Source organism: Methanofollis tationis, from assembly GCF_013377755.1.
Classification (GTDB): Archaea; Halobacteriota; Methanomicrobia; order Methanomicrobiales; family Methanofollaceae; genus Methanofollis; species Methanofollis tationis.
The window spans coordinates 1,311,348-1,331,936 of the sequence record NZ_JABXWR010000001.1; the positions used below are offsets into that span (position 1 = coordinate 1,311,348).

15 protein-coding genes are annotated in these 20,589 nt (G+C 60.4%); 12 read left to right on the top strand and 3 right to left on the bottom strand.

Going from position 1 to position 20,589, the window contains the following annotated elements; genetic code table 11:
* Position 1 precedes the first annotated feature (1 nt).
* From HWN36_RS06840 to trpA, 7 genes are read left to right on the top strand one after another with little or no spacing between them, the layout of a single operon-like run.
* The gene (locus tag HWN36_RS06840) at positions 2 to 1,507 is read left to right on the top strand and encodes an anthranilate synthase component I family protein (RefSeq protein ID WP_176788664.1); all 1,506 of its coding nucleotides are present in this window, start codon (positions 2 to 4) and stop codon (positions 1,505 to 1,507) included.
* Entirely contained in the window at positions 1,504 to 2,085 is a 582-nt protein-coding gene (locus tag HWN36_RS06845; protein WP_176788665.1) for an anthranilate synthase component II, read from the top strand. Before HWN36_RS06840 ends, HWN36_RS06845 begins: the two co-directional genes overlap by 4 nt.
* The gene (gene trpD / locus HWN36_RS06850) at positions 2,082 to 3,098 is read left to right on the top strand and encodes an anthranilate phosphoribosyltransferase (protein WP_176788666.1); all 1,017 of its coding nucleotides are present in this window, start codon (positions 2,082 to 2,084) and stop codon (positions 3,096 to 3,098) included. The genes HWN36_RS06845 and trpD overlap by 4 nt, the downstream gene beginning before the upstream one ends.
* Entirely contained in the window at positions 3,095 to 3,859 is a 765-nt protein-coding gene (locus HWN36_RS06855; RefSeq protein ID WP_176788667.1) for an indole-3-glycerol phosphate synthase TrpC, read from the top strand. The genes trpD and HWN36_RS06855 overlap by 4 nt, the downstream gene beginning before the upstream one ends.
* Positions 3,850 to 4,422, top strand: a complete 573-nt coding sequence (locus HWN36_RS06860; RefSeq protein WP_176788668.1) for a phosphoribosylanthranilate isomerase — start codon at positions 3,850 to 3,852, stop codon at positions 4,420 to 4,422. Before HWN36_RS06855 ends, HWN36_RS06860 begins: the two co-directional genes overlap by 10 nt.
* The gene (trpB, locus tag HWN36_RS06865; protein ID WP_176788669.1) at positions 4,419 to 5,591 is read left to right on the top strand and encodes a tryptophan synthase subunit beta; all 1,173 of its coding nucleotides are present in this window, start codon (positions 4,419 to 4,421) and stop codon (positions 5,589 to 5,591) included. Before HWN36_RS06860 ends, trpB begins: the two co-directional genes overlap by 4 nt.
* Complete coding sequence (trpA, locus tag HWN36_RS06870; RefSeq protein ID WP_176788670.1) at positions 5,588 to 6,394, top strand: tryptophan synthase subunit alpha; 807 nt, start codon at positions 5,588 to 5,590, stop codon at positions 6,392 to 6,394. Before trpB ends, trpA begins: the two co-directional genes overlap by 4 nt.
* 84 nt (positions 6,395 to 6,478) lie before the next feature.
* On the opposite strand, the gene HWN36_RS06875 is transcribed toward trpA, so the two are convergent.
* The 3 genes from HWN36_RS06875 to HWN36_RS06885 all read right to left on the bottom strand — a co-directional run bounded on the left by HWN36_RS06875 (position 6,479) and on the right by HWN36_RS06885 (position 12,962).
* Positions 6,479 to 7,771 (bottom strand): phenylacetate--CoA ligase family protein, encoded by a 1,293-nt coding sequence (locus HWN36_RS06875; RefSeq protein ID WP_343044945.1) that lies wholly within the window; start codon positions 7,769 to 7,771, stop codon positions 6,479 to 6,481.
* Between the two features lie 476 nt (positions 7,772 to 8,247).
* Positions 8,248 to 10,974 carry a carbohydrate-binding protein gene (locus HWN36_RS06880; protein ID WP_176788672.1) on the bottom strand — a complete coding sequence of 909 codons (2,727 nt, stop codon included), beginning with the start codon at positions 10,972 to 10,974 and terminating at the stop codon, positions 8,248 to 8,250.
* Positions 10,975 to 11,660: 686 nt separating this feature from the next.
* Positions 11,661 to 12,962, bottom strand: a complete 1,302-nt coding sequence (locus HWN36_RS06885) for a glycosyl hydrolase family 28-related protein (protein WP_343044989.1) — start codon at positions 12,960 to 12,962, stop codon at positions 11,661 to 11,663.
* A gap of 730 nt (positions 12,963 to 13,692) precedes the next feature.
* Here HWN36_RS06885 and epsC point away from each other — a divergent pair.
* The 5 genes from epsC to HWN36_RS06910 all read left to right on the top strand — a co-directional run bounded on the left by epsC (position 13,693) and on the right by HWN36_RS06910 (position 20,504).
* Complete coding sequence (epsC, locus tag HWN36_RS06890; protein ID WP_343044946.1) at positions 13,693 to 14,316, top strand: serine O-acetyltransferase EpsC; 624 nt, start codon at positions 13,693 to 13,695, stop codon at positions 14,314 to 14,316.
* The gene (locus HWN36_RS06895; RefSeq protein ID WP_176788675.1) at positions 14,306 to 15,064 is read left to right on the top strand and encodes a polysaccharide deacetylase family protein; all 759 of its coding nucleotides are present in this window, start codon (positions 14,306 to 14,308) and stop codon (positions 15,062 to 15,064) included. Before epsC ends, HWN36_RS06895 begins: the two co-directional genes overlap by 11 nt.
* Positions 15,065 to 15,224: 160 nt before the next feature.
* Entirely contained in the window at positions 15,225 to 16,706 is a 1,482-nt protein-coding gene (locus tag HWN36_RS06900; protein WP_176788676.1) for an MOP flippase family protein, read from the top strand.
* Between the two features lie 283 nt (positions 16,707 to 16,989).
* Complete coding sequence (locus HWN36_RS06905; protein WP_281361640.1) at positions 16,990 to 19,344, top strand: NAD-dependent epimerase/dehydratase family protein; 2,355 nt, start codon at positions 16,990 to 16,992, stop codon at positions 19,342 to 19,344.
* Positions 19,341 to 20,504, top strand: coding sequence for a glycosyltransferase (locus HWN36_RS06910; RefSeq protein ID WP_176788678.1), 1,164 nt, complete (start codon positions 19,341 to 19,343; stop codon positions 20,502 to 20,504). The genes HWN36_RS06905 and HWN36_RS06910 overlap by 4 nt, the downstream gene beginning before the upstream one ends.
* Positions 20,505 to 20,589 lie beyond the last annotated feature (85 nt).

Consider the following 20,589-nt stretch of genomic DNA (forward strand, 5'->3'; position numbering starts at 1 on the left):
AATGGATGATGCCTTCACCATAACCCCCTCTTTTGAGGAGTTCTGCGTCACTGCAGAGCGCCAGGACGGCCCGGTTCTCGTCCCGCTCTGCTGCGAGCACGCCCTCCCTGGAATATCCCCACCCGATCTCTATTCGAGGCTCTGCAAAGGGCGGGGATTTCTTCTGGAGTCGATGGAAGGGAGCGAGCGGACCGCACGCTTCTCGGTGATCGGGATCGACCCGGTGCTCTCCCTCTCGCTCGGGGAGGAGGACGTGATCCGCGGGGACGAGCCCTATCTCCGGGTCGCCCGCTCGCCCGAAGGATCGACGCCTCTCGAGAAGATGCGTTCGGCCCTGAAGCGGCTTTCCCCGACGCCTGTCGCCGTCCCGCGCTACGCCTGCGGTTTTGTCGGCTGCTTCACCTACGACCTCGTCCACGACCTCTACCCGCAGGTGAAGCGCCGCCAGGGCAGGTCCGCCCCGGCGATCAGGTGCATGCTCGTACGGGACACCATCGTCTTCGACCACCTTGAGGGCAGGATGTTCATCGTCTCCCATCTGATCGCGGGCGGGGGCCGGGAACCGGCCGATGCGTACCAGGAGGGGCAGGAGCGGATCAGGAGGATCGCCTCGGCAGTCGCTGCCCGTGACCGTTCGTCCGCCCCGCCTCCTCTCTCCATCCCTGGCGCTGTTCCGGTCTTCTCGTCCTCGATGACGCAGGCGGCGTTCGAGGCTGCCGTCGTCAGGGTGAAAGAGGAGATCGCCGCCGGCGAGATCTTCCAGGGCGTCGTCTCGCGGCGGATCGACTGCGACTACCCGGCCGATCCGTTTGCGATCTACACCGCCCTGCGGGCGATGAACCCCGGGCCGTACCTGTACTACCTCGACTTCGGCGGGATGCAGATCGCCGGCGCAAGCCCGGAGATGCTCGTCCGGGTGGAGAAGGGGACGGTGACGACGGTGCCGATCGCCGGCACCCGGCCGCGGGGCAAAACACCCGATGAGGACGACCGACTGGGCCGAGAACTCCTCGCCGACGAGAAAGAGCGGGCCGAGCACACGATGCTCGTGGACCTGGCGAGAAACGATCTCGGCCGGGTCTGCAGGTACGGCTCGGTGCGGCCTGTCTCGTTCATGGACGTCGAGCGATACTCCCATGTCCAGCACATCGTCTCGGTCGTCGAGGGGAGGCTCGATGACCGCTACGACTGCTTCGACGCCTTCGCTTCCTGTTTTCCCGCAGGGACGGTCTCGGGCGCCCCGAAGATCCGGGCGATGCAGATCATCGAGGCGGTGGAACCCTCTCCGCGCGGCGTCTATGCCGGTGCGGTGGGGTATGCGGGCTTTGACGGGAGTCTCGAATGCGCCATTGCGATCAGGACGGTGGTCGTAGAGAATGGCACCGCCTCCGTGCAGGTCGGTGCCGGGATCGTCGCCGATTCCGTCCCCGAGAGAGAATGGGAAGAGACAGAAAACAAGGCCCGGGCCATGCTCAGGGCGATCGAGATCGGGAGGCAATCGCCATGAACGTCATGATCATCGACTGCTACGACAGTTTCACCTTCAACCTCTTCCAGCAGGTCGGAATGCTCGGAGGCAATCCGGTCGTCGTAAAGAACGACGCCCCGGCATCAGTGCTCCGCGAGATCGAATCCGATCGGATCATCCTCTCGCCCGGCCCGGGCACTCCTGAGGAGTCAGGGCTCTGTCTCGAAGCGCTCAGGACGGTCTGCCGGGATATCCCGACCCTCGGGGTCTGCCTCGGCCATCAGGCGATCTGCACCGCCTTCGGCGGCCGGGTCGTGCGGGCCGATCGGCTGATGCACGGCAAGACCTCACTGATCCGCCATGACGGTCAGGGGATCTTCAGCGGCGTCGAGAACCCGTTTGTGGCGACGCGCTATCATTCCCTGATCGTCGATCAGGCGAGCCTGCCCGACGCTCTCGCCGTGACGGCGACGAGCCTGGACGACGGCTACGTGATGGGGGTGCGCCACCAGGACTATCCCGTCGAGGGGATCCAGTTCCACCCGGAGAGCATCCTCTCCAGGGAGGGGGACCGGATCATCGGAAATTTCCTCTTCAGCCAGGGGGTCGCCCGATGATCGCCGAAGCGATCACGGCGCTGGTCGGTCACCGCGATCTCACGGCCGAAGAGGCCGGTGCGGTGATGCGCGAGATCCTTGAGGGTGGTGCGACCCAGGCGCAGATCGGGAGTTTTCTCACGGCAATGCGGATGAAAGGCGAGACGGTGCCCGAGATCGCCGGATGCGTGCAGGCGATGCGGGCGGCTTCGGTCGCCATCGCCCCTCGGGCCGCCTCTCCCCTCGTCGACACCTGCGGCACCGGCGGCGACCGGGCCGGGACCTTCAACATCAGCACGGCAGCCGCTTTTGTCGCCGCCGGCGCCGGTGTCCCGGTCGTCAAGCACGGCAACCGGGGCGTATCGAGCGGGTGCGGCTCCGCCGACGTCCTTGCGGCGCTCGGCATCGACCTCGCTCTCACGCCGGGGCGGGCGCAGGCCGTCCTGGAGGAGATCGGGATCGTCTTCCTCTACGCCCCCACCTACCACCCGGCCCTCCGCCGGGCGGCCGGGCCCAGGGGCGAGATCGGGATCAGGACGATCTTCAACCTCCTCGGCCCGCTCGCAAATCCTGCCGGCGCACAGGCGCAGCTCGTCGGGGTGTACGCCCCGGAACTGGTGACGACGGTGGCAGGGGTGCTCAGAGATCTCGGCGTGGAGCGGGCGATGGCCGTCCACGGCGGCGGGCTCGACGAGATCAGCACCACGGGGCCGACGACCGTCGCCGAACTGCGGGACGGGACGGTCCTGACCTATGAAGTCCGGTGCGAGGACTTCGGGTTTTGCCCGGCCTCCCTGCACGACCTGCGGGGCGGGGACGCCGCCGTGAATGCGGCGATCCTCAGGGAGGTGCTGGCCGGGGCCCATGGCCCTGCCCGCGATACCGTTCTCCTCAATGCCGGAGCGGCGATATATCTCGGCGGAAAGAGCCGGACGCTGATCGACGGCGTCAGCGCTGCGGAACGCTCGATCGACTCGGGAAGGGCGTTCGGGAAACTCCAATCCCTGGTGCGGGCGAGCGGGGGCGCCCTATGATCCTGGACGAGATCGTCGCCCGCACCCGCCACCGGGTCGCCGCCCTGCGGCCGGTGGAGGAGATGGATCTTCTTCCCCGGCACCGCACGCACCACAGCCTCTCCGGGGCGATCAGGTCGGCGGGCGAGCACAACGCCATCATCGCCGAGGTGAAATACGCCTCGCCCTCCCGCGGGGCGATCCGGCGGTTCGACCCGCCGGAGACTCTCGCCGGAGACCTGATCAGGGGGGGCTGCGTCGCCCTCTCGGTGCTGACCGAGCCCTTCTATTTCGGCGGGAGCACGGAGAACATCGAGCGTATCAGGCCGGTCGCGGATGTCCCGATCCTCAGGAAGGACTTCATCGTCGACGAGCGGCAGATATACGAAACGGCCTCACTCGGCGCCGACGCCGTCCTCCTGATCGCCGGGGTGCTCGGCCCGGAACTGGGGGCATTCATCGACCTCTCCTCTGACCTGGGGCTCGAACCCCTCGTCGAGGTCCACAACGCCGCCGAGGCGAGATCGGCGCTCGCCACCGGGGCCGGGCTGATCGGGATCAACAACCGCGATCTCGCCACGATGACGATCGACCTGAACACCACCGTCCGTCTCTCCCCCCTGTTTGCGGGCGAGGAACGGCTTTTGGTCTCGGAGAGCGGTGTCGTCTGGCCCTGCGATATCCGGGCGCTGAGGGAATACTGCGATGCCTTCCTGATCGGCTCCTCGGTGATGGTTTCGGGCGATCCGGCCCGGCGGCTCGGGAGGCTCGTATGCGCCTGAAGATCTGCGGGATCACGAGTGTCCGTGACGCCCTCGCCGCCGAGGCGGCGGGTGCGGACGCCGTGGGCGTTGTCATGTTCTCGGACTCCCCCCGCTCGGTCACACCGGCGGAGGCGGCGGCGATCTTCGCCTCACTCGGGCCCTTCACCGCACGCGTCTGCGTCTCGGCCACCGACGACCAGGCCGATCTTGCGGCGATGCTCGCTCTCCGTCCGACCGCCGTGCAGGTCTATTGCGACCTCGACGTCCCGGCCTGGGTGCGGGTGATCAGGGGGGTCGGGGACGCCCGTATCCCGGCGGGCCGGTTCGATGCCCTCCTCCTCGACGGGAGCAGGGGTTCTGGCATGCACTGCGACCTCCGGGAGGCAGAGGCCCTGGTGCGGGCCTCGCCCCTCCCGGTCATTCTCTCCGGCGGGCTGAACCCGGAGAACATCGGTGCGGCGGTTGCGGCAGTCAGGCCGTACGCCGTCGATGTCTCGTCCGGTGTCGAGGACAGCCCCGGCATAAAAAACGTTGATAAAATGAAGGCGTGTGTCATGGCGTGCAGGGGGGTCCCCCTGTGAACGCAGGATCGTTTGGCGGGTTTGGCGGGCAGTTCGTCCCGGAGAGCCTGATGGCCCCCCTGCAGGAACTGGCGTCGGCGTACGAAGCGGCAAAGGCAGATCCCGGGTTTCAGGAGGAGCTGCAGACCTATCTTGCGGAGTTTGCCGGGAGGCCGACCCCGCTCACCTTCTGCCGGAACCTCTCCGCCGACCTGGGGTGCCGGGTCTACCTGAAGCGCGAGGACCTCCTCCACGGCGGGGCGCACAAGACCAACAACGCCCTGGGGCAGGCCCTCCTTGCGAAGCATATGGGAAAGCGGCGGATCATCGCCGAGACCGGGGCAGGGCAGCACGGCGTCGCCACGGCGATCGCCGGGGCCGTCCTCGGCATCCCGGTCGAGGTCTACATGGGGGAGACCGATATGGCGAGACAGCGGCTGAACGTCTTTCGGATGGAACTGCTGGGGGCGCGGGTGATCCCGGTTGCGACCGGGCAGCGGACCCTGAAGGACGCCGTCAACGAGGCCCTCCGCGACTGGGTGACGAACGCCGGGGAGACCTACTACTGCCTGGGTTCGGTGGTCGGGCCGCACCCGTACCCGACGATCGTCAGGGACTTCCAGCGGGTGATCGGGGAGGAGACGAGATCGCAGATCCTCCGCGCCGAAGGGCGCCTGCCCGACGCCATAATCGCCTGCGTCGGCGGCGGCTCGAACGCCATCGGGATCTTTCACCCCTTCTTGAACGACCCCGTCAGGCTGATCGGGGTCGAGGCTGGCGGGCGGGGGCTCGAGAGCGGAGAGCACGGGGCGACCCTCTGCGCCGGCACGAAAGGAGTGCTCCACGGGGCGCTCTCCTATCTCCTGCAGGACGCCGACGGCCAGGTGCTGGAGACGCATTCGGTCTCGGCCGGCCTCGACTATCCGGGCGTGGGGCCGGAGCACAGCATGCTCAAGGACGCGGGCCGGGTGGCGTACACCGCCGTCACCGACGACGAGGCCCTGGCGGCGTTCTCCCTCCTCTCCAGGCGCGAGGGGATCGTCCCGGCGCTGGAGTCGTCGCATGCGGTGGCGCAGGCAGTGAAGGCGGCGGAGGAGATGGAGAGGGACGACATTCTCGTCGTCAACCTCTCGGGCCGGGGGGACAAGGACGTCGAAGGGGTGGCGGCGATCATGGGGGGCCGGCGATGAGCCGGATCGCGGGGGCCTTCGCCGGGGCGAAGCGCCCCTTCCTGGTCGCCTATCTCGTCGGCGGCGACCCCGATCCCGCGACCTCCCTGGCGGCGGCGATGGCGATCGTGGAAGGCGGGGCCGATATCCTGGAGATCGGCATCCCGTTCACCGACCCGATCGCCGACGGCCCGGTGATCCAGGAGGCGAACGTGCGGGCGCTCGCCGGCGGGATGACGACCGATAAAATATTCGCCCTGGTGCGGGCGATCCGGGAGCGCTCCGGTGTCCCGATCGTGCTGATGACCTCGTACAACCCGGTCTATGTCCGCGGCGACGCACGCTTCTGCCATGAGGCGCGGGACGCCGGGGCGGACGCCGTCCTGATCACCGACCTCCCGCCAGAGGAGTCCGGTGCCTTCGACGCCGCCGCACGGGAGCACGCTCTCGACCGGATCTTCCTGGTCGCCCCCAACACCCCGCCTGAGCGCCTCCCCCTCATCGCCGGTCTGGCGAGCGGGTTCCTCTACCTCGTCTCGGTGCAGGGAGTCACCGGCGTGCGGGAGAGCCTCGACCCGGCGATCGCCCGGCGGATCGCTGCCGTCCGTTCGGCCGCCTCACTCCCGGTCGCCGTCGGCTTCGGTATCTCCAGGCCCGAGCACGTGCGGGCGATCGCCGACGCCGGGGCCGACGCCGCGATCGTGGGCAGCGCCGTCGTCAGGATCATCGGGGAGCACGGCGGCGACGCGGCGGCGATGCAGGCGGCTTTGAGGGCGTATGTGGCCGGAATGGCTGTGGCGGCCCGGCGATCTGGGGCGCTTTAGATGCATTTATGGTGATCGGATCCACGCAAGAGAAGATGCAGAAGAGTCCATCGTTCTAAAAGAGAAATTGGTGTCGGGATCAGGTCACCACTGGATCTGCGCATGGGAGATCACCGTTCTCACCTTGCCGGTGGGATCCCGCGGGAGTTCGTCGACCGGGCTGACCGTGATCCTCACGTCATCGCCCAGCACGCCGACGATGTGCCTCCTGATCTCTTCGTCGATCCCCTCCCGGTAATTTTTGCCCCTGACGACCGGGACGGTGATGGCGTCTGTTCTCTCCTGTATCACCCTGAACTGTGCGATCTCTTCGGCGTGCGCAAACGTCCTCATGATCGCCCAGAAGGTCATCTGGGGATAGATCCTCCCGTCAGGCGTCTGGATGAACGAGTCCGATCGCCCTTCGACCTCTTTCATCAGGGGCAGTCCCCGCCCGCAGGGACACTCCTCGTCGGTCGGGACCCCGACATCGCCGACAGCGTACCTGATCCGCGGCATCGCATAGTGGTAGAGCCCGGTGTACACGATCTCTCCCCGCTCGCCCGAAGCGACCGGCTCGCCGTCCCGGAGAAACTCCATCACCACCGCATCGATGTCCATGTGGTAGCCCGCATGTTCGGGACACTCCCAGGCCGTCCGCCCCATCTCGACGCACCCGAACTGGTCGTACATCCTGATCCTGAATGTGGATTCGATCCCCTCCCGCATCTCGGGCGAGAGGTGTTCGGCCGTGCTGAAGATGATCTCCGGGTTGATCGTCTTTCTGCCGGTCCGCTTCATCTCCCGTGCCAGCAGGTAGAGCGCCGAGGGATATCCGTCGATGACCCGCGGCTGCATCTCTTCGAGAAGCCTGATCTGCTCTTGCAGGTCTGCGAATATATTGACAAAAGAGGGTGAGAGAAACCTGAGCTTCTGGAACCAGTGTTTTTTGTCAAGGATGTGGTGGGGCGCCGTGAGCACCGCCCAGGGATCCCGGAGATTCTGGCCGCACGCAAGGTTCGGCCTGAGTGCAATCGCCTTCTGATAATCTTCGTCTCTCTTCCCATAGGCCGCTTTGAGCGGTATCCCTGTCGATCCGCTGGTCCTGGGCATCCAGCACGAGGAGGGATCGACCCCGCGGGCGATCAGGTCGGAAAAATTCTCTTTGAGTTCTTTTTTTGTGGTTATCGGTATTTTCCGGAGATCTTCAACGGTCCGGATATCATCGGGGATCACTCCTGCCTCTCTGAACTTCCTGTGGTAGAAGGGCACGTTGTCATAGGCGTGCACGATCATCCCCCGCATCATGCGCCTCTGGATCTCTTCGATCTCCTTCCGTTTCAGCCACTGATTCCGCATCGCCCGTCTGAGATACAGGAGTTTTCTGACATTGCTCACGCTGATCACCTCTTCCCGGCCCCGATGCCGCCAGGATTGCGTGGTGGGGGGAAAAACCGTCCTGCGCCGAATGCTCATTTCGACATAACCTGGAATGGTTTCTTCTGGGTCTATCAGGACGATATCTTCTGCCGTTTCAGGAGCATGTCCGGCCGTGCTCGCACCTGCCGCCCGTCGGCAGAGATGCGTTCGGCACTCTCAATCATACCTCCCCGGCCCCGCGTCCCCCCCGCCAGACGATGAGCAGTAATATGCAATGAATATATAAAGGTATCTCATGTGCCGGATTATAGTCTGGATATATTCCGGGTATCCGGGGAAAATCAGAAGAATACTGGAGAAAAATCGGGCTGGCCATGATTTCGGGGCGTAACTGCTCCCGGCATCCCGGCTCTGCAGTCATGCCCGGCCCTCTCAGGCAGAAAAAAATTGGTCTGGACCGGCCTGCTGTCCCGGGTGCAGGCCGGTATGGTGCTTTAATTGCTGCGTTCGAAGGTCAGGGGACCGACGTTCATGTCTCCGCCTGCAAACGCCATGGTGAGGACATGCTCGCCTGCAGTCGGGAAGGTCACCTGTGCGGTCGGCTTCAGCGGCTTTGTCCAGGTTCCTCCTGCCGGGATTTCGACGGTGCATGCCTCTTCTCCGTCGATCGCAAGGCTGAGAGTTCTGCCTCCGATCTTCGTGTAGACGAGGAACTCGACGTCATATGTTCCGGCCGCCTCGACATATACGGTGTAGTTGATCCATTCGCCCTCGGCGATGTATCCGATGAGGTAGCCGTCGTTCCATGAGCGGGTGACGATATCGACGTCATCGGTCCTGAGGGTGTTTTCCTGGTTGCCTGCGGTGGTGTCGTGGTATGCGACGCCCTCGCCGCCGGCATCATACTGCTCGACCGCGACGATGCCGGGCAGTACCATCATACCTTCTGGCGCCGGTTCGGGGATTGGCCCTGCGAGTGCAAACGACATGGGCCCGACGTTCATGTCCCCGCCGGTGAATGTCAGGGTGACGACATGCTCGCCTGCGGTCGGGAAGATCACCTGTGCGGTCGGGTTCAGGGGTGTCGTCCAGGATCCTCCTGCCGGGACCACGACGGTGCATGCCTCTTCCCCGTCGATCGCAAGGGTGAGGATCCTTCCTGGGCTCTTTGCGTAGAAAAGGAACTCGACGTTATAGACGCCTGCCTCCTCGACGTTTACGGTGTAGTTGATCCACTCGCCCTCGGCGATGTATCCGATGAGGTAGCCGTCGTACCATGCACGGGTGACGATATCGACGTCATCGGTCCTGAGGGTGTTTTCCTGGTTGCCTGCGGTGGTGTCGTGGTATGCGACGCCCTCGCCGCCGGCGTCATACTGCTCTACAGCGACGATGCCGGGTAGGGGTGTCGAAAGAGAAACCGGTTCGTCTTTTGGCACCGGCGTCGGTTCAGGCGTCGGTTCTGGTGTTGGTTCAGGCGTCGGCTCCGGGACCGGTCCTGCGAGTGCGAACGACATGGACCCGACGTTCATGTCCCCGCCTGCGAATGTCAGGGTGACGACGTGCTCGCCTGCGGTCGGGAAGGTCACCTGTGCGGTCGGTTTCAGCGGAATTGTCCAGCTCCCTTCTGCCGGGACCTCGACGGTGCATGCCTCTTCACCGTCGATCGCAAGGGTGAGGGTTCTTCCTGCGTTCTTTGCGTAGACAAGGAACTCGACGTCATAGACGCCTGCCTCCTCGACGTTCACGGTGTAGTTGATCCATTCGCCCTCGTCGATGTATCCGATGAGGTAACCGTCGTCCCATGGCCGTGTGACGATATCGACGTCATCGGTCCTGAGGGTGTTTTCCTGGTTGCCTGCGGTGGTGTCGTGGTATGCGACGCCCTCGCCGCCGGCGTCATACTGCTCTACAGCGACGATCCCCGGCACTGCCAGGGGCTCGGTTGGAACCGGCGTTGGTTCCGGCGTCGGTACAGGGGTTGGTACAGGGGTTGGTTCCTGACCCGGGTTGTACTGGTAATTCTCATCGAAGATGAGGTTCACGCCGCTCCAGTCCTGTGAGTTTGCGACAACATTCTGGATGTAGACGCCCTTGACCCCCGCAGGGTTCACGAAATCGCAGTTGTTGAACGTGATGCCCCACGACTTGTAGTCATAGATCGCGTAGGTCTCCGAGTTTTCAAATACACAGTTTTCCAGCACGCCTCTGCGTGCACCCAGCATGTAGAGGCCGATGTTGGAGCCGACATCATGGAAGTTGAAGAACTTCGGAGTGCCAGGGACGTCGACAAATACGCCGCCAGATACCCAGTGGCCGGTGTTGAAGAAGATCCCCTTCATGTTGTTCTCGGCCGTGCAGTTGATCAGGGTGACGTCACCGGAGACGGTGTAGCCGGCCATCCAGATCTTCTCATCGGTTGAGTACTGCTTTACCCTGCCGTTGTTTGTGGAAAGGCAGTTTTTGAATGTTACATTGGTCTTTTTGGGGAAGTACTCGATGTGGAAACCGGATTCCCAGTTGTTGTCCGCGACGCAGGAGTCAAGCAGGACATTCTCGATGTCGACGGTCTCCGTGATATCGAAGCCGGTCACCCAGGTGCCGTACTCTGACGCGATCCTGTTGTGAAGACCGCAGCTGAGCGCCTTGCAGCGTATAAACTGCATATCTTTTATCAGGCCACCGTTGGTCCCGTCGTTCACAAATCCGTGACGTGCAATGTAATCGGCGGTGCAGTCGATCAGCTTGATGTCTTCGGTGACATAACCGTCCGCTCTTACCTGGAAGGCGCCCCACTGGACATTGGAGATGTCATACGCATAGATCCGCTCGGCCGTGATGTGCTTTGCGTTCTTGATGAAAATTGCTCCAGTCCCGAGGAGTTTGAAGTCACCGACGGTGACATACTGCACGCCTGAGATATCCACTCTGCCTGATGAGAATGTCAGGATCGTTTTTTCCTCTCCTGCTCCTCTCAAAACAGTGTTCGACTTTAACGTGACAGATGATCCGAGGCTGAATTTGCCTTCTGCCAGGACCACTTCGCCGCCGCTGGCTGGCAGTGCGTTGATTGCCGCCTGGATCTCTACCTGGTCATTATACCCGTCGCAGATATAATCAGCCTGACTTTTCAGTTCAGCCGTGCTGTCGCTTGCAGCGACATGGACCGTTGCCGCACTGGCTGCCTGTGCGAGACAGACGAGCATGAGTGCTGCAAACAACAGTTTTAGCGTTGGCCTGATCCCCATATCAATTCCTCTATTTTCATCCTCCCCCCCCGTGCACATTTATTTTCATACAATCTTGATTTAAATATTTCTATTTCTATTCATTGATTTTAGCATTATATTTTGATTTTTTAACAGATAAAAGGCCAATAACAATTTAGTTTTACAAAAATATTGTTTAATATGGTCTTTTAACTCTAATTTGTCGATTTAATCATATGATTTGAAATTTTATTGGTTTTTGATGTCTTAATCCTTTAAAAATTTTTATTAATGTTCTATTATCTTGATATGTGTTTTTTTAAGGTCATTTTAGTTAATTAAATTGATATTATCTATTTGAATGCGTTATGGTACCAACCGTTCTTGTATCCTCTCGCGCAGGATAATAGAATCTATCTCATATTTTTTTTTTCATTTAATATAATTCGCCTATAGTGCTATAATGCGGTCTGCATATAATTTATATATTTGAATTTATTTTTTAATGTTGCATCTCTGATATGCCCTCACAAATCATTGCAATGACGAAAATAGCACTTTTTCGTGTTATGATGTTTTTAGTATATTTTGACCATTTCTGGATTTTTGTTTCTCTTTTCGCTTCTCAGGATATCATACATTCTAATAAGCAGTTAAATTTAGGCCATCTGTTGTTATTTGGGAATTTAAATGGGTAATCATATATTTTTAATCTTTTTTAATGTGCGGTACGCGAAATAAAGCACTATTGAGCCGATTATGGTTGCGATGACGCCCCTTCTGATCACGGATCCCGGCGTCCCTGGCTCTTCAGATTCGTTTCCTGCGATGGTTCCAGAAAACATCACATTTTTGCTCATTTCGACGCTTATGCCGCAACTGTACATCCCTCCAATGTTCTGAAGTTCATAATATCCGGCTTCGGACTCCTGCAGGGGTATCCCGAGGGAATGACAGATGATATTCTCGTGTGCGGCGTTTTTAAGGGTAAAGTTGCTTATCGTGATATTTTTTGATCTGATGACTGAAATGCCCATGTTCGAGGCATCTATGCTTGAACTATTCTGGATACGGATCTCTGCCGTATCTTTCAGCACATAACTCTGGCCTGAACCCCGGTCCATGCAGTCTGTGATCACCGGATGTCCGGGCGTCCGGGCCGTTACCACATAATATCCCCGTCTGTTGTTCTCGGAGATGCAGTTCTTCAGGGTGACATCGCCCGATATCAGATAACCGGCACCGAAATCGGCGTTTTCCCTCTGTCCGTTGTTGCGGCTGATGCAGTTTTCGATCAGAACATTGATCTTCGTGGGGTTGTTCTCGATATGGAACCCCGACTCCCAGGATCCCTCGGCCAGGCACCCGCTGACCACGCAGTCCTCGAGATCACTGTTCTCTGCAAGATCGAATCCGGTGGACCAGGGGTTGTAACGCTCGAACAGCCCGGAATTTATGGCTGTGCAGTTGATATACCTGACATTTTTCACCAGTTTCGTCGTCCCTTCGCCGTTGTTGATGAAACCGTGGCGTGAACAGTTGAGGGCGGTGCAGTTGACGAACTCGATATCTTCGACGACGGCGTTGTGCGCATAAATCCAGAATGCCCCGTGTGCAGAGGTATCGGTGGTAGCGGAGACGTTGCGCACGCGAACGGCGTTGCTGTTGTAGATCCATACCGCTCCGCTACCGGTCGTGCCCAGGTCCCTGACCACCACGCCCCTGATGTCCCTGAGATAGATCGTTCCTCTGGTAAAGTTGAGCACGGTGATGCCGGCGCCCTTCCCCGAGAGCACGGTGCCGGAGCGGAGCCTGATGGTCTCATCGCACCTGAAGTGTCCGGAGAGGAGAACGACCTCGCCTCCCTCTCCAGGAAGATCGTTTATCGCTTTCTGTATCTCGATCTGATCCCCGGCCCCGTCGCAGAGACGATCTGCATATCGTTTTTCTTCAGGCGAACTGTCAGCGGTGGCTACGTAGAGCGTCATGGCGCCTGTCACCTGGATCAAACAGATGCCTGCCGTGACGACGAGAAATATAACGGTTGCTATCGACCGGGTCATGGGTGCCGTCTCTCTGGTATGACTCCCTATACTCATGTCCTGATATATCCGGTTGGTGGTGGAACGGCCCTTCTCCACAGGTTCGCCTGCCTGATTGCGATAGGTGGGCGGATAATCCCGCTTTTCAGGTCGCTCCCGGGATCGGTCGGGAGATCGGACCCCAGACCCTCGGGGCCGTCGTCTGAACCGGCTGTGCAGAGAAGGGGTCGGGGATGAACGGAAAAACAGAAACGCAGAGACTCTGGCTGGGGGAGAGATTGGACGGTCTCTCTCCCTTTCTGTCCGGTTCTATCTTCCCGGACTCCGGGCACATGGGAAACTATTATATGTTGGATGCCTGCACTGACACGCGGGCGTCTGTCGGTGGCTACGATGCCGGCGATCGTCGGGTTGCCGGCGGAAGGTAAACAGGGTCGCAAAGGATCGTCCAGCGGCATCATAGGATGGGGCGGGGTGGAATCCCTGTCGCCCCATCTGTCTGAAAAGTGGATGATGGCTGATAATTGAGCAGATACGGAGACCGAGTTCTATGGTTTTGAGGCGTGGCAGTGCTCCGCAGATGGAGGAAGAGTGTGCTGGCTACCCGGACACCTCTCAGGGTTTTGCGGCAGCATGGGTTCATGAGGGGGGTACCGCGACGGTGGAGAGGTGCCCGGGGTCCATTTATATGCAGGATCTCCTGCCCTATCTCAGGCGACCGGAAACCGCCGCCTCCTATGGGCGCATACGGTCCGGGTATATCGTACTCAGATACGCCCTCATGCACAGGGGCTATAGGGCCGTTTTCTTTTACCGCCTGGCGAGGAAGACCAGAGAAAAAAATCCCGGGTTCTTCCTCCCGCTTCTGAACATACTCAACCGCATCTTAAACGCGATCTCCATCTCCACAGGTTCGGAGATCGGTGCCGGTCTCTTCATCCCCCATGCCCAGTGCATCGTCATCGGCTACTCCTCGAAGATCGGGCGAAATGTGACCGTGTACCAGGGCGTCACCCTCGGGCAGGTGCCCGGGAAGAGAAAGAACGGGAGAACGTTCCCGACGATCGGCGACAACGTGATGCTCGGGGCCGGTGCGAAGATCCTGGGTCCGGTGACGATCGGGAACAATGCGATGATCGGTGCAAACGCCGTTGTGCTCTCTGACATCCCTGAAAACGCCGTCGCCGCCGGCGTCCCGGCGCGGGTGGTCGGGAGGGTGCACGACAATTATCCGACCCTGTTGAAAAAGGAGCGACAGCATGCATTCGAGCATTCGGGCGATAAAATAGGGAGAAAATCCGATGAATTTTAAGATCAGGCACCTCCCGGGTCCGATCGTCATCATGTACCATTCGATCACCGGGACCCCCCCTTCTGATCCTTTTGCCGTTTCACGGCAGGCTTTCTCCGGGCAGATCGAGTGGCTTCTGGATGCGGGCTACGATATCGTCCCGCTCCCCACGCTGGTGGAAGGGCTTAAAACCAGCGATCCGGGTGTCAGGATGCAGGCGGTCATCACCTTCGACGACGGTTACCTGGACTTTGTCGAGGAGGCGCTCCCGGTGCTGGAAGCGTTCGGTGTCCCGGCCACCGTCTTCCTCGTCACCGGGATGCTCGGGGAGAAGGCGAGGTTCAACGAGCACTCGCCCGATACACGGTTGATGGATGAAGACGACGTGCTCTCCATCCGGTCCCGTGGGATCGGGCTCGGGAGTCACACTCATTCGCATGCAAACCTTCCCACACTCGACACCCTGGCGCTCCGCAGGGAGCTGGACGATTCAAGAGAGACGCTGATCAGGTTTGGAGAGACCTTTCTCTCCCTGTCGTACCCCTGGGGAAAATATTCTCCACGAGAGGTTTTCGCCGCCAGGGAGGCAGGGTATGCCTGTGCCCTGGAAGTAAATCCCCGCACTGCCGCAGGGTCGGATCTCTACGGGATCAGCCGGTTCGGGGTTACAAGAGATCAGGACACAAAGGCGTTTTCCCGGATGATCGCCCCGCCGCTCAGTGACCGTCTCTCCAGAAAAGCACGTATGCTGTCTGGAATCAGGAACTAACCCTCTCTCAAAGCAAAATAATCTTCTCCCCGTTCCTCTGCCACTCCGGCAATGGCACAACACTTAAATATCATCATCCTCTCTACTCTGCTCGAAACCTATCTGCCGGCGCCGACCCCTCTCTGGACGGCGTGCCGGAAGAATGGTGCATGGGGGGGTTTTGATAAGTCTTGAAATCCAGACCGTCAGGGGGATCAGCTGGTCAGGCGTATCGCAGGTGGTATCCCAGGGATTACAGTTTCTCGTAAAGATCCTGCTGGCCCGCCTTCTCGTTCCTGAAGACTTCGGCCTCCTCGGCATGGCGCTCGTCTTCACGATGTTCATCGAGACCGTCAACGACATCGGTCTGAGCGCCGCCATCATCCAGAAAAAAGGGATCACAGAGAAGCACCTCTCCACCGCTTTCTGGGTGGGCCTCATGCTGGGGGGCATCCTCTTTGCCCTGGCCGTACTCGCATCTCCGTTCATCGCCGGGTTCTTCGGCGAACCCCTGCTGCGGTCGATCGTCGTCGTCCTCTCCCTGAGTTTTATCTTCGGCTCGTTCGGCATCGTCCACAGGACCATGCTGATGAAGAGGATCGATTTCAAGAAGGTCGCCATCACCGAGATCTGGACGGCCGGCATAGCCGGGATCGCCTCCCTGATCCTGGCCGTCCTCGGCTATGGTGTCTGGAGCCTTGTCCTGGGCTCGGTGATGGCGAGCCTTGGCAGTTCTGCTCTGTTGTGGGTGCTCTGCCCCTGGCGGCCGTCAAGGACCCTGGACCGGGAGAGTTTCCTGGATCTCTTCGGCTACGGGAAGAACGCGATGGGATCGCAGATCCTCGGCTACATCGACACGAATATCGACTACCTCCTCATCGCAAAGTTTCTTGACGCAACCTCTCTTGGCCTCTACACTCTTGCCTTCCAGATGGCGGTCTTTCCGTTCAGGCGGATATCGCGGATCATCGGCCGGGTGACCTTCCCGGCCTTCTCGGCGATCCAGGACGACAACGAACAGATCAGGCTTGGCTATCTCAAGACGGTCAGTTACACCTCCTTGATGACGTTTCCCATGCTCGCCGGCCTTGCCGTCGTCGCACCGGTCTTCATCCCGGTCGCCATCGGAGAGAACTGGGTCCCGATGGTGCTGCCCCTGCAGATCCTCTCCGTGTACGGGATCCTCAAGTCCGTTGAAGCCAACGCGAACCCGGTCCTGATGGGCAAGGGCCGGCCCGACCTCTATGTGAGATATGAGATCCTCTCTGTCTCCATCATTTCTCTTGCGATATATCTGGGGATGACCTTCGGGATCACCGGTGTTGCCGCCGCCATCACGCTGGCGTTCTGCGGTCTTTTCTTTGTCATTCAGACCATTGCCAACCGTCTCATCGGGCTGAAATATGCCGCTATTGTCAGTGCGGTCCACCCGGCCGCCATAGGCTCCGGGGTGATGGTCGCCGCCGTCTGGCTCTTCCTGAGCTTCAGCGGGCGGTATATGTCAGAGAGCGTCTCCCTGGTCTCGTCGATCGTCCTCGGGGTCATGGTCTACACCGCTGTGATCATGGTGGTGGACAGCAGGTCTGTAGAAGAGATAAAATCGGTCATCCGGCATATCGTCGGCGCCTCTGTCGGGCCGAACCAGATAAGGGCGCCGAAATGAATCTCTCTCACCTTCTCTCCCGGGTGATTGCGGCGTACGCGGCCCCTGAGGTAAAAATGCGTCCTCTTAACATCTGTTCATCTGGCGGCCCTATATCCTGTGCGGCAGGGTATTCCTGGCTGCCTCCTTTCGGGCACCGCATGCAGGATGTGTCCCCTCGCCGCTGGCGATCAGATTTTTCCCGGACACTCTGGAGTATTTCTGATAACACCCCATCTTTTAACGGCTCCTGCTTCATGACGGGAGCGGATAGGAGAAGAACGTTCATATACGAGAAATGGCAATGGCAGGAGCACCGATACACCATATACCATACAGGGGGGTATTCACGCCATTGAGACTAGCAGTCATAGGGTGCGGTGCTGTTGCAGAGTTGAACCACCTTCCTGCGGTGTCCAGGTGCAGGAACGTCGAGGTGACGGTGCTGGTGGACCGAAATCTTCAGCGTGCCCGCAGCCTGGCCGAAAAATTCGGGGTCGGTGAGGTGATGGACGATTACCGCCTCATCAGGGGGAAGGCCGATGCGGCGATCATCGCTCTGCCTCACGCTCTCCATGCCCGTGCGGCTGTCGAACTGATGAGTCAGAGGATGGACGTCCTGGTGGAGAAGCCGATGGCCCTCACCGCGGCCGAATGCGACCTGATGATCGCGGCCGCACAGGAAAACGGCGTTAAACTCGCCGTCGGCCTGATGCGCCGTTTTCTCGACTCGCACCGCCTGGTGAAAAACCTGATCGACAACGGCGCCCTGGGAACGATCACCTCGTTCGACATCAGGGAGGGGCATGTCTTTGGCTGGCCTGCCGCATCGGACTTTTTCTTCAGGCGGGAGGCGGCAGGGGGCGGCGTGCTCATGGATGTCGGAGTTCATACGCTCGACTCCCTCCTCTGGTGGCTCGGGGATTACGAATCGGTGGAGTACCACGATGACTGCTATGGTGGGGTGGAGGCCAACTGCAGGCTCAACCTGAAGATGAGGTGCGGTGCCGAAGGAACGGTTGAAATTAGCCGTACGCGCAATCTTCGCAACACCGCGATCATCAGGGGCGAGAAGGGATGGGTGGAGATCGATCTGGAAGGCAACCGTCTCTCATTTTTCCCTGAGGGGGATGATATCGGCGTATCCGGCACAACGGTCAGGCAGGATCCCGCCGCGTCCGCCGCCCTCCCGATCCCGCACTGCCTCTTCTGCGACCAGCTCTCAGACTGGGTCGGGGCGACCAGAAACGGGCATAAACCGCTGGTGACCGGCGAGGAGGGGCGCCGGTCTGTTGCGCTGATCGAAGAGTGTTATCTCCGCCGGCAACCCCTCGATCTCCCCTGGGCGCCGCAGGTCTTCCTGAGGGCCGGAGATGCCTGCCTCCTTAAAAACAAAAAAGTTCTGGTCACCGGCGGCACCGGGTTTATCGGCGGGCGCCTGATCGAGTGCCTGGTCCGGGACTGCGGCGCCGATGTCAGGGCTCTTGTGCGCAATTTCACCAGGGCATCGCATATCGCACGCTTTCCGATCGAGATGGTCCCCGGCGATGTCACCGATTACAAGGCCGTTCTTCGGGCCGCCGAGGGCTTTGATGGGATCTTCCATTGCGCGAAGGGAAAGGGGGGGACGCCGGCACAGCGGCGGCAGGTGAACGTGCAGGGAACCGAGCATGTGCTCAGGGCGGCGCGCGAGCGGGGTGTCGGGCGGGTGGTCCATGTCAGCACCCTCTCGGTGTACGGCCAGACCCCTGACGGCAGACTTGACGAACGAGCCCCCAGGCAACGCTCTGATGAGGTCTACGCCGATTCAAAACGCGAGGCCGAGGGTCTGGTCTTTGACCATGAACGAAGGCACGGTCTTTCGGTATCGGTTGTTCAGCCTGCGGTGGTCTACGGTCCGGGCGCCCCGGCATGGACCTGCGGGCCGATCCAGAAACTCTCCAGGGGGAAGATGATCCTGGTGAACAACGGCGACGGATTCTGCAATGCGGTGTATGTGGACGATGTCATACAGGCGATGATCCTTGCGGCTGTCAGGAAGGAGGCGGCAGGTGAGGCGTTTCTCGTTTCTGCCCGGCGTCCCGTCACCTGGAAGGACTTTTTCGGGTTCTACGAGAAGATGATCGGTGCGGCGGCAACGGTCTCCATGACCGCCGAAGAGGCCGGACGCTACCTGAATAAATCCCGGAAAGACCAGAATCCTGTCAGGCTGGCATTGAGGGTTCCCGGGGAGATCGGTACCGCCCTCACGAAGCATCCCGGCCTGTTCCGCGATCTGATCTCTTCGCCTGCAACCGCCTGCCTGACCGGTCGGTGCCGCCCCTTCCTCCCCCGGTCCATCAGAACACGCGGGGAAAACTCGCCTCAGAGAGGCGACGGCCTGATCCCGGCGATCCTGTGTGCCGCGATCTGCCGGTGGTGCCGCTTTCGGAGAAGGAGATCAGGTATTATCAGGCAAAGACCGAGGTTTCGATCGATAAGGCACAGCAACTCCTCGGTTACGTCCCGGTCTTCGAACTCGCCGAGGGGATGGACCTCACGGAGCGCTGGCTGGAATTCACCGGTTTTGGAGGGCATCATGAGAGATCCTGAGATCTGTTGCAGGGGGCGGGGAGAAACGGCAATGATGGGGACGGCACGCCCGGGGGTATTCCTGTGAAGATCTCGATACTGGTGCCGAACCTGTCGCAGAACGTCCTTTCACGTGCGCATCTGCTCGGAAAGATGCTCATGCGCCATTATGAGGTTGAGATCGTCGGTCCGGTCCTCGACGGCGGGATCTGGGAGCCGCTTGCCGATGATACAAGCGTCCCCCGCAGAGCGCTCCCGGTCAGGGGTGCGGTACACCTCCGCACCCATCTCCGCACCCTCGGGGAGATGGCCGACGGCGACGTCGTCTATGCGGTCAAACCCCTTTCTACGAGTTTCGGGGCTGGCCTTCTGGCCAGGATCGCCAGAAAGACGCCGCTGGTCCTCGACATCGACGACTGGGACACGGGGCTGATGAACGAGGAGATCCGCGCCCTCTCCGTGGGCGGAAGAGCGCGGCTTCTCGGCTACTCCGCCCTCTACCCGTTTCAGATAGGTTCAGTCCTCGGGCGCGGCGTCTGCGAGCGCCTGATCGGAGCTGCGGACAGCATCACCGTCTCAAGTCCGTTTCTTCAGGAAAAATACGGCGGTGAGATCGTCTGGCACGCCAGGGATGCTGATCTGTTCCAGCCGTCCGGGTATGACCGGGCTCGTATCAGGGAGGGCCTCGGGATCGATCCCGACACCTCGGTCCTCCTCTTTCTCGGGAGTCCGAGGCCGCATAAAGGTATGGAGACTCTTGTCGAAGCGGTTCGCCGTCTCGATGACCGGAATGTGACGCTCGCCATCGTCGGGATGGACGCCACCCCGTACTGCCAGGCGCTGGCCGAGCACGCCAGCCAGGTCCTCGGCCCGCGATTTCTGGCATATGGCATGCAACCCTTTGCACGGATCCCGGAGTTTCTTGCGATGTCAGATATGGCGGTGATCCCGCAGCAGAAAAACGATGCGACGGCCGGGCAGGTTCCGGCAAAGATCTTTGATGCGATGGCGATGGAGAAGAGCATCATTGCCACAGCGGTCTCGTCGCTCCCGCAGATCCTTGAGGGGTGCGGGTGGGTTGTGGAGCCTGAAAACCCGGACAGACTGGCTGACGCCGTCCGTTTCATCGTGGACAACCCGGATATCGCGAAGAAGATGGGTATTTCGGCCAGAAAAAAATTCAACGAGTGTTTCTCGTACGATGCGAACGCACTGACTCTTAAAAACGTGTTTGAACGCTTCAATTGACTGTAACGGCAGAGAATGGCGCTTCTCTCTCCTCGCCGGCTGCGCGATGGGTATAAATAATGTGATGCACAGGTGTATCCTCGGA